Origin of the sequence: Providencia rettgeri (assembly GCF_023205015.1) — a bacterium.
Taxonomy (GTDB): domain Bacteria; phylum Pseudomonadota; class Gammaproteobacteria; order Enterobacterales; family Enterobacteriaceae; genus Providencia; species Providencia rettgeri_E.
Genome location: NZ_CP096258.1, coordinates 2,074,877 through 2,088,573 on the forward strand (window position 1 = coordinate 2,074,877; position 13,697 = coordinate 2,088,573).

Annotated in this window: 11 protein-coding genes; 5 read left to right on the forward strand and 6 right to left on the reverse strand. The window is 39.0% G+C overall.

The window, feature by feature from the left end:
• The first annotated feature begins 161 nt into the window (after positions 1-161).
• The 3 genes from M0M83_RS09555 to M0M83_RS09565 all read left to right on the forward strand — a co-directional run bounded on the left by M0M83_RS09555 (position 162) and on the right by M0M83_RS09565 (position 4,507).
• Positions 162-2,285 (forward strand): TonB-dependent receptor family protein, encoded by a 2,124-nt coding sequence (locus M0M83_RS09555; protein ID WP_248468354.1) that lies wholly within the window; start codon positions 162-164, stop codon positions 2,283-2,285.
• A gap of 24 nt (positions 2,286-2,309) precedes the next feature.
• Entirely contained in the window at positions 2,310-3,449 is a 1,140-nt protein-coding gene (locus M0M83_RS09560; RefSeq protein WP_423810920.1) for an ABC transporter substrate-binding protein, read from the forward strand.
• A 77-nt stretch (positions 3,450-3,526) separates the two neighbouring features.
• Positions 3,527-4,507: a Gfo/Idh/MocA family protein gene (locus M0M83_RS09565; RefSeq protein ID WP_248468355.1), complete on the forward strand. Its 981-nt coding sequence runs from the start codon at positions 3,527-3,529 to the stop codon at positions 4,505-4,507.
• Between the two features lie 38 nt (positions 4,508-4,545).
• Here M0M83_RS09565 and M0M83_RS09570 read toward each other — a convergent pair whose 3' ends face one another.
• Positions 4,546-6,195, reverse strand: a complete 1,650-nt coding sequence (locus M0M83_RS09570) for an alpha-keto acid decarboxylase family protein (RefSeq protein WP_248468441.1) — start codon at positions 6,193-6,195, stop codon at positions 4,546-4,548.
• 124 nt (positions 6,196-6,319) lie between these two features.
• On the opposite strand from M0M83_RS09570, the gene M0M83_RS09575 reads away from it, so the two are divergent.
• A complete protein-coding gene (locus M0M83_RS09575) occupies positions 6,320-7,213 on the forward strand; it encodes a LysR family transcriptional regulator (RefSeq protein ID WP_248468356.1) in 894 nt (297 codons plus the stop codon).
• A 69-nt stretch (positions 7,214-7,282) separates the two neighbouring features.
• On the opposite strand, the gene M0M83_RS09580 is transcribed toward M0M83_RS09575, so the two are convergent.
• Entirely contained in the window at positions 7,283-8,491 is a 1,209-nt protein-coding gene (locus M0M83_RS09580; RefSeq protein ID WP_248468357.1) for a calcium:proton antiporter, read from the reverse strand.
• 363 nt (positions 8,492-8,854) lie between these two features.
• Between M0M83_RS09580 and M0M83_RS09585 the strand changes: the two genes are divergently transcribed.
• Positions 8,855-10,468: a GMC family oxidoreductase gene (locus tag M0M83_RS09585; protein WP_213912810.1), complete on the forward strand. Its 1,614-nt coding sequence runs from the start codon at positions 8,855-8,857 to the stop codon at positions 10,466-10,468.
• 217 nt (positions 10,469-10,685) lie between these two features.
• Here M0M83_RS09585 and M0M83_RS09590 read toward each other — a convergent pair whose 3' ends face one another.
• The 4 genes from M0M83_RS09590 to M0M83_RS09605 form a co-directional block, all read right to left on the reverse strand.
• Positions 10,686-11,123: a fimbrial protein gene (locus M0M83_RS09590; protein WP_248468358.1), complete on the reverse strand. Its 438-nt coding sequence runs from the start codon at positions 11,121-11,123 to the stop codon at positions 10,686-10,688.
• Between the two features lie 155 nt (positions 11,124-11,278).
• Positions 11,279-12,178, reverse strand: a complete 900-nt coding sequence (locus M0M83_RS09595) for a hypothetical protein (protein ID WP_248468359.1) — start codon at positions 12,176-12,178, stop codon at positions 11,279-11,281.
• 50 nt (positions 12,179-12,228) lie between these two features.
• The gene (locus M0M83_RS09600; protein ID WP_248468360.1) at positions 12,229-12,852 is read right to left on the reverse strand and encodes a fimbrial protein; all 624 of its coding nucleotides are present in this window, start codon (positions 12,850-12,852) and stop codon (positions 12,229-12,231) included.
• A 45-nt stretch (positions 12,853-12,897) separates the two neighbouring features.
• On the reverse strand, positions 12,898-13,629 hold the full coding sequence (locus M0M83_RS09605) for a fimbria/pilus periplasmic chaperone (protein ID WP_125891038.1): 732 nt from the start codon (positions 13,627-13,629) through the stop codon (positions 12,898-12,900).
• Positions 13,630-13,697: the final 68 nt, after the last annotated feature.

The window sequence follows — 13,697 nt, forward strand, 5'->3', positions numbered from 1 at the left end:
CTCGGTTTTTTAGTTCTCTACACTCTAAATAAATCAATAACCCTTTATATAATAAGGGATTAAGCGAATATAATTTCAAAATAAATAGTAAATTAAGTTGATTATTTGTAATGATTATAATTATCATTATCCCTCTTAATCTCTTTTACTGTTTATTTCTTATGAATTTAAAAACTAGCAAGCTACTCATTTCATTAGCAATTTCAGCGGCATTAGCGCCTTATCATGTATTTGCTGCAGAGAATTCAAAAAATGATCAGATTACAGTTACAGGCAACTGGCTTGAAAATACGGAAGATAGTGAGGTGGTATTTAATCACCCAGGTGCTCGGACAGTAAGAAATCAACAGCAAATCAAAGAATCTGGCAGTGAAACTATTGCCGACGCATTGAAAGGAATACCGGGTGTGCAGGTGCGCGAAAGTAACGGGACAGGCGGGTCCGATGTTTCCTTGAATGTTGGGGTTCGCGGGTTAACATCACGGCTGTCACCACGTTCAACGATTTTACTCGACGGTATGCCTTTAGCGGCTGCACCATATGGTCAACCTCAGTTATCTATGTCTCCATTATCACTAGGAAGTATTGAATCTATTGATGTGATCCGTGGAGGGGCTTCTGTACGTTATGGGCCTCAAAACGTGGGAGGTGTCATTAACTTTGTGACTAAGCCTATCCCTAAAGACTTTTCTGGTGGTGTTTCATTGCAAACTCAAGGGGCTAAAACGGGTGGGTTAAAGACGCTGGTGGATGCGTCTGTAGGGGGCTCAAAAGCCGATGATTCAGCGGGAGCGCTATTGCTGTACTCAGGGTTACATGGACAAGGCTACCGTAAAAGCAATGATAATACAGATATTGATGACCTGATTTTAAAAACACGTTATGCCATAACAGATAACGACGAGTTACTGGCGAATTTTCATTATTATCATGCAATGTCAGGTATGCCTGGGGGGCTAACTCAAGCGCAATATAATGCTGACCCATTCCAATCAACGCGGCCTTATGACCGTTTTGAAGGAAATCGACAAGATATGTCATTGAAATATAAACATGAAGAAGATGATAAACAATTTGAGTTAATGACATGGTTTAGTAAAAGTTATCGGGGTAGTTACATAGAAAGTGACCATAAAGATAAAGCGAATGAAAGACGGCTAGTTTCTTACCCTCGTCACTATACAGCGTATGCAATTGAACCGAGTTATTCACAATTATTCCGTTTTAATGATATTTCACATGAAATAACAGTGGGATACCGTTATTTAAATGAAACCGCAGACGAAAAAGCTTACCGCTCAAATTGGTACCAAGCTGGCACTCAAAGTTCGCGGCCGAGTACTAATGATTATTACCAACACACATCGGGTGGAACAGAAGCCCATGCTATTTATCTTGATGATACCATTGATGTTGGTAACTGGACTGTGATCCCTGGGATCCGCTATGAGAACATTAATATTCATTTAAATGACAGTTTTAAAAACCAAAACAGAAGTAAGCGATATAGCGAACCCCTTCCTGCACTGGCAGTGATCTATCACATTGATGATGAATGGAAACTGTTTGCCAATGCCAGTACGTCGTTTGGCAGTTTGCAGTATTTTCAGTTGAACACTAAAGGGGTAGGGAATTCACCCGCAAATGGGTTAAGTGCAGAAAAAGCACATAACTATGAAGTAGGGACTAAATACGATAATACTGCGCTATCTCTTGAAGCGACATTATTCTATATCGATTTCGATGACCAATTACTTTACGTTGAAAATACAACAGGTTGGACAAATCTAGGCGCCACAACTCATCAAGGTGTGGAGTTGGCAGCAAGATATAACTTGTCTGAGCTGAGCGATAAATTGGAGGGTGTTAGCGTGTACAGTACTTATACCTACACTAAAGCGGTAAGTAAAAAAGGTGATTTCGCTCATAAGGATTTACCGTTTTATTCACGGCAAGTCTTTACCGCAGGTAGCCGTTATGAAAATGGTAATTGGGTATGGAACTTAAATACTTATGCGCAATCTACCCAAGAATCGCCTGGAACATCAAGCCACTATGTTACAAAACCCAGTGCAGATGGTCGATATGGAACAATCCCTGGCTACATGGTGTGGGATGCACGAGGCGAGTACCATTTTGGCAAAAGTTTGTCTGATTTAACGCTATCTGCTGGCATTAAAAATCTTTTTGATCAAACCTATTTTACCCGTTCTACAGATAATAATTATGGTATCTACGTGGGGCAGCCAAGAACTTACTATGTTCAAGCATCCGTAAAATTTTAATCAATACAAGGCAGAACAATGATAATGAGAAGGTTTATCGAAAAATTCGTGCTTATTTTTAGTGCGGTGAGCCTACTATTTTCGGCTAGTAGCTTATCTGCACCTATCACGGTGAAGGATATTGCGGGTAGGGACGTAACCGTCAATGTGCCGGTATCTCGAGTGATGCTGGCAGATAGCCGTGTCTTGGTTGCGCTGAATATATTACATCCACAAGATCCACTAAAAGGGATTATTGCTTGGGATGATGCGCTAATAAAAAAAGCGCCTGACCTGAGTGTGGCTTATAGCAAAAAATTCCCAGAATTAAGTAAAATTCCTGTTTTCCCAAACCCGTATACAACGGACTTTAGCGTTGAGAAAGCGTTGGTTGCACAGCCAGATTTACTCATTTTTGATATTGGCTTAAAGAGTAAACTCACAGAAAGTGGCACTTTATCATTATTGGAAAAAAGTGGCTTACCCGTTGTTTTTATCGACTTTAGGCAATACCCACTGAAAAATACTATGCCGAGTATGACATTACTTGGCCAAGTATTTGGTGAGGAACAACAAGCGCAAGCATTTAATCAATTTTACCAACAAAAATTAGATTTAATCCGTTCAAGAGTGGCTAAACTTAGCAAAGAACAACGTCCAAGCGTCTTTATTGAACGTGCTGCAGGTATCCAAGGGGAAGATTATTGTTGTAAAACGTTCGGTAATGGTAATTTCGGTGAGTTTGTTGAAACTGCAGGGGGTAATAACCTTGGCTCACAATGGTTCAGTATTGGAATGGGTGGGGAAATCAGTGAAGAACAACTGATCCACAGCAATCCAGACTACTATTTAATGACGGCAGCAGATTGGGATAACACTCGCAAAGGTAGCGCATCTGTACCCTTAGGTTATACGGGGGATAAACAAAAGTCTTTAGCTCGTTTGAATAAGCTAATGGAACGTCCTAAATTTCGTTCATTATCTGCTTTCAAAAACAAGCAAGTATTGGCGCTCTATCAGCAATATTATGATACGCCATTCAATATTATTGCGGTGGAAGCGATTGCAAAGTTTATCCACCCAGAATTGTTTGCAGACCTTAACCCGCAAGCAGATAGCGATTATTTACACAAAACGTTTACGGCCTTAGACGGTGATGGCGTGTTTTGGGTTCAAGCGGAATAAGTGTTTTACCATTTAGCTCGCTTTAATAATGAGCCTTATGGCAGAATGAAATTCACTTTTCTTAATGGATAACAGAGATGAAACTCGCGCTGGTCGGTTCTGGGAAAATAATCATGTCTGCTCTTGATGCCTTAATACAGGTGCAGGGGATAGAACTAGTCGCATTGTGTGTTCGGGCGGAAAGTATTGAAAAGGGGCAGGTTATTTGCCAACAATTTGGTATAGCAAAGTTGTATACTGACTACCAAAAATTGTTACAAGACCCGGATGTGGAGGTGATATACATTGGTTTGCCAAATCATTTGCACTATCAGTATACCTTTGATGCACTAATGGCTGACAAACATGTGGTATGCGAAAAACCGTTTACACCGAATTGGCAACAGTTGCAGGCGCTAATTTCCATTTCACAGACTAGGGGGCTTTTTTTGTTCGAAGCTATTACGTCGATTCATACCCCTGAGTTTCATTTTATCAGACAACATATTGGTAAAATCGGTGACATCAAAGTGATCCACGGAAATTACTCACAATATTCGAGTCGATACAATGACTATTTACAAGGAAGAGTTCATGCTGCCTTTGACCCACAGCAAGCTGGTGGCGCACTCTATGACATTAATCTTTATAATATTTATTTGTTATCGGCCTTGATGGGAACACCCGATAGTAGCGACTATATCTGTAATAAAGGGTTTAATGGAATTGATACATCAGGTGTATTAACGGCCCATTTTGGGGGTTCCGTTGCATCGTGTGTGGGAGCGAAAGATTCCGCGAGCCCCGGTTACTTTATTATTCAAGGTACTAAAGGGCACATCCGTATCATGGGGGCACCAAGCCTTTGCCAATCAGTAGAAGTTTGTATTGATGGAGAAATATCCAACGTATCTCGGGATGCAACAATCAACCATATGGTTTACGAGTTCGCATTCTTCCGTGAACAGATTGCCAGTAAAAACCGTACTCAATGTGATGAATTGCTTGAATTAGCATTGGTTGTCTCAAAAATATTGCATCAATCACGAGACGATGTAGGGCTGGTATTTGGGTCATAAAAACAGTGGCAGCGTGATGGCTGCCATAAGTTGTCAATTTAGAATGAATATAATGATGCGACTGATTTTCCCAGTTTTTCAGCAAGCTCAGATGCCGCATATCTGTCCATAACAACCTCAATATAGGCCGCATGGCTCGATAGTTCTGCCTGTTTAATCGCATTGTCTAATTCATCGCAATGGGTAACACGCTGGCAATACCAATCTTTGCAACCTAATGCTGTAGGGAGTTGGGCATAATTCCATTGAGGTAAATCGTTATAATAGGCCTCAGGGTTTTTGCATAGAAGCCGTTCAATTAAATAGCCATCATTATTCAGGACAAAAATAATGGGTTTTAAGCCAAAGCGGGCAAATTGGCTAATCTCTTGGGCTGTGAGTTGGTGAGAACCTTCCCCAGTCACTAAAATAATCCGTTTCTGTGGCGCTGCTATTGCCGCACCAAATGCCGCAGGAGTTGCCCAACCGATAGAACCCCACAATGTTTGGTTATAAAATTGTGCATTTTCAGGTAATAAAGCAAAACCTAATCCCATGGAGGCAGTCCCTGTTTCTGCGACAATAATATCGTCCTTACGGAACATTTTTTCGAGGCGAGGGTACAAATATGAGGCGGTAATTTGGCCATTTTCACCTTGTTGAGGGGCGCCTAATCCTTGAGCTTTGATCCCAAGATGGTTCAGTGAGGGGGCAAGTTCTTTTAATTTATGCAATATATCTTTCATCAATACATTTGGGTAGATAGCGGAATCCACTTTCACATGGTCAGAAAGAATGTTAATGCAGTTTTCAGGGTTAATCTCTGCGGTGAAGCTGCCGGAGTTGAAGTCTGTTAATACCGCACCAATACCCATGACGCAGTCACAGCTTTCGACATACTCCCTAACCTCTGGGTTCATCAGTTTTCCGTTATAGATCCCCATATATTGAGGATTAGATTCGCTTACTACCCCTTTATCCATAAACATGGTGGCATAGGGTAGGCCGGTTTTTTGAATAATAGTTTGAACATCAGTGGATAACCCCAAGCGTGCCGTTAAAATTCCGGGAATAATACAGGCTTTTTTACTTGATGTGAGTTTTTCGACAATAGCTGTAACGGCAGCTGATAATGACCCGCTATGACTTTTATTTATAGTGATGGTTTCATGTGTTTCATCTATTTTAATAGGCATAACCGCGTAGTCAGAAGGGAAACCTAAATAAACAGGTCGGGATTCTTGTAAAGCGGTCGTAATTAAACGTTCTGTCTCCGCAATACAGTTTTCGGGGGTTAAAATCGCGTGTGCACAGCTTAAATGTTGGCTCATTTGGTAAAAAACATCGAAATCACCATTTCCTAGGGTGTGGTGAACTAAACGGTGGTTTTTTTGAACTCCGCTTGCTGGCATACCAACAAGATGAAAAATAGGGAGGTCTTCTGCATAAGCGCCTGCAATCCCATTTAAAGCACTGAGTTCGCCAACACCAAAGGTGGTGGATAATGCTGCAGCGCCTTTCACGCGGGCATAACCATCTGCAGCATAAGACGCATTAAGTTCGTTACAGTTACCAATCCAGCGCATATTTTTATTTTCACACACGCTATCTTCGATAGGGAATGCGTAGTCACCAGCAACACCAAAAATATCGTGAATACCAATTTGATAAAGTTTATCTAATACGTATTCAATAACCGTCTTGTTCATCATGCTGATCTCCAATAATTACCTAGCTAATAATTCTAATTTGAATTATTTTTATCGTTTATTGTGTGTTAAGGGAAATCACTTAAACTCATTCTATCTATAACTAAAAATCATAGGGGGCAGAATGGATATTCGTTCATTACGTTATTTTGTTGAAGTCGTACAACTTAATGGATTTAGTCGTGCGGCAGAGAGTTTATTTGTAACGCAACCAGCGATTAGCCGTAGCATTAAAAAATTAGAAGATGAACTTGGCTATACGCTACTGACTAGAGAAGTTGATGGCGTTAAGTTAACAGAGGAGGGAGATGTTTTATTGATTCATGCGAAGCAAATCCTTTCTCAATTTGGGAATATGAAAAAAGCGTTACTGGAAAGGTCGGGTCCTATATCTGGCTTACTGCCCGTGGGGTTACCACCTGTCATCGCGTCGACTTATTTTGCTGACATTATTATGGCATTTAGCCAACGTTATCCGCAGGTAGAGTTGAAAATTCTTGAGCTAGGAACGCGAAAAATGCGCGAGGCGATGTTGAATGGTGAGGTTGAAACTGCCGCTGTTATGTTGCCCTTTGCTGATGACCGTTTTGAAGTACACCCCTTTTCAACGGACCGATTAATGCTATTGGTTAGTAACCAACATCCACTATCAATACGTGAATTTGTTAAATTTAGTGAAATAGTCGATGAGCCTTTTATTTTCTTTTCTGATGATTTTCTAATTAATGAACTTGTTGTCAGTGCTTGTGGCATTTATGGTAAAAAACCCACTATTTCTGGGCGCAGTAGCCATTTAGATTTGGTGACCGCCATGGTAAGAGCGGGGGTTGGGGTAACGCTACTGCCAGATAGTATGTGGAAAAATACCAGTTCAATGGGCTTATCCGTGATCCCAGTTATTGAGCCAATATTGACTTACGACATTGCTTTAGCAACAGTAAAAAGCCATCAGCAAAGCCGTCGTGCACAAGCATGGCATGATTTGGCTTTAGAAATGTTAAGAATAAGGGATATGTGAGTGAGGCTTACATAAGATTTCATACTAATCGGGTATTTTCTTATGAAGCCTACACTTTTTGATTTATCATCACGGATAAAATAGGATAAGCCCAAATATAGCAAAGGTAGCAAGGTGCATCCAACCTTGGATAGGTGATGTCTTCTGGCCATTAAATGAAAACAGAGTAAGCAGCATTGTAATTGCGAATAAAACAATTTCTGCGTTAGAAATACCCATAATGACTTGCTTACCAGTAATTATGCCGATAATTAATACCGCTGGCACAGTTAAACCTACCGTTGAGACAAAAGCGCCGTGGCAAAGGTTTATCGCTCGTTGCATTTCATTATTCATCGCTGCTTTTACCGCTGTGATTGATTCAGGTGTAAATACGATAATTGCGATCAGGACACCACCGACTGCAGAAGGTGCTCCTAAGGCTTCAATTCCGTAATCAGTGACGATAGCTAAGTAATGTGCAAGTAACACGATAGGGAGTATCAGCCCAACTAACACGCAAGAGCGAATGATAATGGCTTTTTTGTTTGACTCAGAGTGGTTATTTTTCTTTTCGATATTATTGTTTGCTAACACATTATCTACTAATACATTGCCTGCTGAAACATGGTTAACCGAAATGAATTGTTCTGGGATATTCATCAATCCTTTAGGAGGCTGAATAAAAAACCGGCGGTGGCCTCGCATCTGCATCCACAAAAAAGCACCATAGATGAGGATAGTTATCCCTGAAATACCAATGGCTTGCGTATAGGAATATTCCCCTTGGCTAGAGGTGTAATTGGGTAGTACTAACGCTAAACCTGTCAGTAAGACGATCATTGAAAGATAACTGTTCGCACCTTGCGCGTTATATTCTTGTTCACCATTTCTAGCTGAGCCCGCGAGTAAGCAGATACCTACGACGAGATTCATGATAATCATCATCACGGCGAATATTGAATCACGCCCAATGGTTGGAAAATCCCCCGGCCCTAGTAGGACTGATGCAATAAGAATGACTTCAATCAAGACGATCGATAAAGTCAGGATCAGTGTTCCGTAGGGTTCACCCAATTGTTCAGCAAGATGGTCGGCTTCTTTAACGACACCGAAGGAGGCGGTTAGTATTGTGATGAACAGCAGTAGAAAAAACCAAGTTGCGCTCAATGTAGAAAGGCTGTCATCAAGAAATGTTTCGCCACTTAAGATAAAGAAAATGACGACTAACCAAGAACCAATTAACCGAGCCCAGGTCGTTAATGGGATGAGCGGATTATTGAAGCGGAAGTGCCCCATAATATTTTTCCTTAAGAAGAAAGGGCCGTCCCTGTTGCTGATACGTACTTGAGGTCGTCCTCAAGCCGATAGAGTGTAAATTAGCGGTTACTATAGCATTCATCTATTATCTTGCAACTCTCGCTTGCTTAAGAGTAATAAATATTCATTTGTTAATGAAGTGTGGGTGGGACTTTTATATTGGTTTTGATTGGAAATTTTCTTTAATAAACAGTATGAATTAAGATTATTAAAATAATTACATAAGAAATTATTTTTGATTTGAATCACATATGAAGAATATTATTCATACATTAATAAATTAAAAGCGCTATTGTTAAATAAATGAAAATAAATTGTTTGTTTTATTTGGCGGGGTGATAAATGAGCGCAGTAAAATATGATTATATTATTGTCGGTGCGGGTTCGGCTGGTTGTGTTCTAGCTGCTCGGTTGATTCAAGAAACGCAATCTAGCGTATTACTTATTGAAGCGGGTGGTAGCGATAACCATTTGTTTATTCGTATGCCTGCGGGCGTTGCTAAAATTATCGCCCAAAAAAGCTGGCCTTATGAAACTGAGCCAGAGCCTCACGCTAATAACCGTAAAATGCAAATTGCCCAAGGGAAAGTGCTGGGGGGAAGCAGCTCTGTCAATGGAATGATCTATATCCGAGGCCAAAAACAAGATTATGATAATTGGGCACTAAATTATGGTTGTGAAGGTTGGGGATATGCGGATGTATTGCCGTGGTTTAAGAAAGCAGAGAATAATGAAAGCCTAACAGGGGAATATCATGGGACTGAAGGCCCGCTTCCCGTTAGTGAAAACAGATACCGGCATCCATTATCAATGGCATTTATTCGAGCGGCACAAGAGCATGGTCTTTCTTATGTCAATGATCTTAACGGAGAAAGCCAGCAAGGAACAAGCTTTTACCAAACCACAACGCATAATGGAGAAAGAGCCAGTACGTCGAAAACCTATTTAAAATCAGTGGAAAAGAGTGACAGATTAACATTAAAACTCAGTACTCAGGTGAACCGTATAATCATTCGTGATGGCCGCGCGATTGGTGTTGCCTATCAAGGAAAAAATGGCCATGAAGTTGAGGCATTCGCCAGTTGCGAAGTATTGGTTTGTTCTGGTGCGATGGGCTCTGCAAAATTATTGATGTTGTCAGGGGTCGGGCCAGAAGAACACCTGTCTTCACTGGGGATCGAGACTCTTGCGAATTTACCTGTGGGTAAAAATTTTCATGACCACCTACATATGTCGATAAACGTCACCACTAAACAACCAATAAGTTTATTCGGCGCGGACCAAGGCTTAAATGCAATTAAACATGGGGTAGAGTGGATGGCATTTCGCAGTGGATTACTCGCATCTAACGTTCTAGAAGGTGCGGCATTTAAAGATAGCTGCAACCAAGGTCGCCCTGATGTACAAATTCACTTTTTACCTATTTTAGATAGTTGGGATGATGTTCCCGGTGAGCCCCTGCCGGCTGCCCATGGTTTTTCTTTAAAGGTCGGGTACTTACAACCTAAGTCTCGTGGTGAAATTTTATTACGTAGCACAGACCCACAAGCACCGCTAAAAATTCACGCTAATTATCTTGCATCAGCTGAAGATATGGAAGGCTGCAAGCGCGCAGTTAAATTTGGTTTGGAAATTTTGGATTGTCCTTCATTACAAGCGGTAAGCAAAGAGGTTCTAATGCCACCGGCTTCCGTCCGCTATGATGAAGCTCAACTTGAAGAGTTTGTCCGAAATTTTTGTAAAACGGTTTATCATCCTGTGGGAACTTGTCGTATGGGAATGGATACCACAACATCAGTGACTGATTTGCGGTTACGTGTACATGGTATTGAAAATTTACGTGTCGTGGACTGTTCTGTGATGCCTGAAATTCCAAGTGGAAACACCAATGCGCCAACGATCATGATTGCAGAACGCGCAGCAGCGATGATTATAGAAGATAGAAACGCAAATTAGCCTTGTGATGGGGCAACATAGGAAAAACAGCATAAAACCAAGACAAGCGCCTGAGTTTTATGCTGTTTCAATAATCTTACGGTACTTAGACCAAGCTAATGTTAAGTTGTGGTATGCACATTAAACCACTATTTTTATTTTATTAATTTATAATGTAGAACAGCCTTATTTTCACGATAAAAGTTCGATCGTACTAATTACTTGAAAATAAATAAAGCTACTGATATTCCACTTTCAATATTCCAGAAGCGGTAAATAAACCGAGTTCAATTTCTTTTCCTTCATGAAATACTGGGGTTGCAGTTAATACTGGTTGTGTTTGATAAGTGAAATTACGGTATTCATTAGGTAATAAAAGTGTATTATCTGCTTGAATTTTTAGACCTAAATTAGGGTTGGATGTTTCAACTAAATCAGTATTAAAGCCTGCACTAGAGCTTTCAAACTTTAATTTAAGATTTGGGTTGCTGGATGATTTACTTCCGCAATCTAACCGATAGTCAATATTTTTTGTATAGCGTTCACTGGTGAACTTATTTAGATTTATTTCACCAAATGAGACTTCAATAGGTTGCCCAGGGCCATTCTCACCATATACATCACAAGTGCTTTCAATAACATTTACTTTAATTGTTAATGTATAGGTTTCTGCCATGCAAAAGCTACTAAATAAAACAATTAGTATATTACTGGGAACTACAACGAGTAAAAGCAATCTTTTTTTTATTATTTTAGTTAAAAATATCATAATGATTTATACTCCAGTTGATAAATCAAATAAACTATCTTAAGTACTTAAATTTAATTTTCTTAATTAATTGTAACAGACAAAATAGCATTTCCTACCCTCGAACCAGGCTCAGGATTTCCTAATGAAGATAACGTTGAACTAACGGAAAAAGTTAAATTTATATTTTTTTTAATATCGGCTTGAGCTAAATTATTTGACATACATTTTCCTGAGACACATACATCTAATTGGCTTTTTACACCATCTAATAAATCAATTTTATTTTCAGGTAAAAATTGGAATGTGGCACTCATATCACCAGTGCACGATATATTTCCGTCAATTTTTGCTATATTTCCATTTATATTATTTGAATTAACATTGCCATGAGATATCGTCAATGGCACAGATACATTGCAAGAAGGTAATACTGGGATTTCAGGGACATTAACTGAACAGGTTGTTCCTACAGTTTTGTCATTCACAATTATTTGTATACAGATATCTGCATAACCTGTTGCAGATGCATGGTCATCAAACATGTTTATATATCTAACATTAAACTGTCCAAACTTAACGCCAAAGTCAGGGAGTACTTCGTTACAGTGTTTAGGTGTGTTTCGTGTAACTGAATAGTATTTAACTACACCTAAATTATATATACTACTAAATCCAGATAGTAGAGAAATATCTGGTGTTGACATCATGCGTATAGAGCCTGTTGATGAGCGACCGGTTGCAATAACTGTAATATTACACTCAGTATTTGTGCTGTTTTTGATATCATCTGGAATATATAAAAAATAAGGGCCTAACGTTCTTGGTATAGTATAATATGCATCACTAATTAGAGGATGCTTTATACTTGTTGTATATATACTATTAGGATTTAATGGGCTTGCATTAGCTTTACTATTAATTATGAATAGTAAAGCTAGCATCAATATTTTTATAAGATAAATGTTTTTATTTTTTAGCATTACGCTATTACCTATCAATTTTTATAAATTATTATTGCGATGCTATGACGTTAATCATATAGCATTTCAAAAGCAATTAAAGCAGAAAAAGCACCAGGTATGAGTGGGCCGGACGTTCTTATCGCTGAGACATAATAAATTAGGCTATTTTGGCCCGATGCGATTAACGTAGGGTTGCTTTCTTTACCTATTGGTAATATTTTCCCTGTTGAATTTGCTATTTGCAACCCAAAGCCGTATGCCCCGTTGACTCGAATAATATTGGAATGCTCAGGTTCACTTACCGCTAAAAACTTTATTTTGACAGCAGGCTGTGTGCTACTCCATACCGTTTTTCCAGTTTGGAAGTTTTGAAGTTCGGTTTGAACTTGCAGGCAATTTAACAACTCAATTTGGAATGGAATAGGCTGCATCACTTGCTCAGAGGAATTTAATTCACTGAATGATATATTTCCTAATGAAATTGATTGATTACTAGATTTCATCGCTAATTCGCATGGGTTTTCAGTCAACGAGCCTGAAACATGGATGACCCCGTGCTGACCATCAACTTCCCAACCATCTGTAGGCCTAAACAGATTATTATTGCCAGCGGTTGCCGGCAATATTGTAGTTAAGCAAAGTGAAATAACTATATGTTTGGAACGTATCCAGTGGTATATCTTTGAACTCATAAATATGTCCTCATTTAGCTTTACATTCTTTTACTGTTAACTTAATTAATTTTTGTTAATAACAGTACAGATTGTATTTTTACAATCAAAGGTTAATTTTGGTCGACCACCATAATCATTAATATAAGTAATTACGGGGGTATTACCTAGTTGCTCTTTCGTCATTCCAATATTGTTTTCACTAAAAGGAGCAATCATAATTGGATTAAATTCTTTTGCATTTGTATTTTCGTGAGCCCCCGCATTAATTATTGTGACATAATAAGGTGTTGGGTTTTTAATAAAAACTAGGTTCCCTTTTTTTTCAAGTAGCAATTTTTCTTGCCAAGGTGCACTATTTTGCTGAGGTGCAATTGCTTCAGGGCGATAAAATAACTTTATTTTTGTTTGTAATGCAATCTGTAAAGTGTTTGGTTTATCACTCTTAGGTGGGATCTCACGCATATTAAAATAGAATAAAGACTCTCTGTCCTGAGGTAAGTTTTTTATATCAGGTAGAGCTTCAATTTTCATTTGACTGGATTTTCCTGGTTCTAATCGCTGAACGGGTGGTAATACAATTAATGGCGATGTTATTTTTTTACTTTCTTCATTTTCAATCCAGCCTTGAGCAAGATAAGGAAGTTGCTTATTGTTATTGTTAATATTTAAAGAGATAGATTTGTTCTCCCCATCAAAGATAATTCGTGTTCTATCTAATGATACCGCAGCCTCTGAAAAACCACTTAGGGTTAAAGATCCTAAAAAAAGACTCATTAATGTTTTTTTGATACTCATTTTGTTATTACCTTTTATATTACTTTTATCTATTTAAAATAAATAATTACTTGGCCATTGTTTTTGTT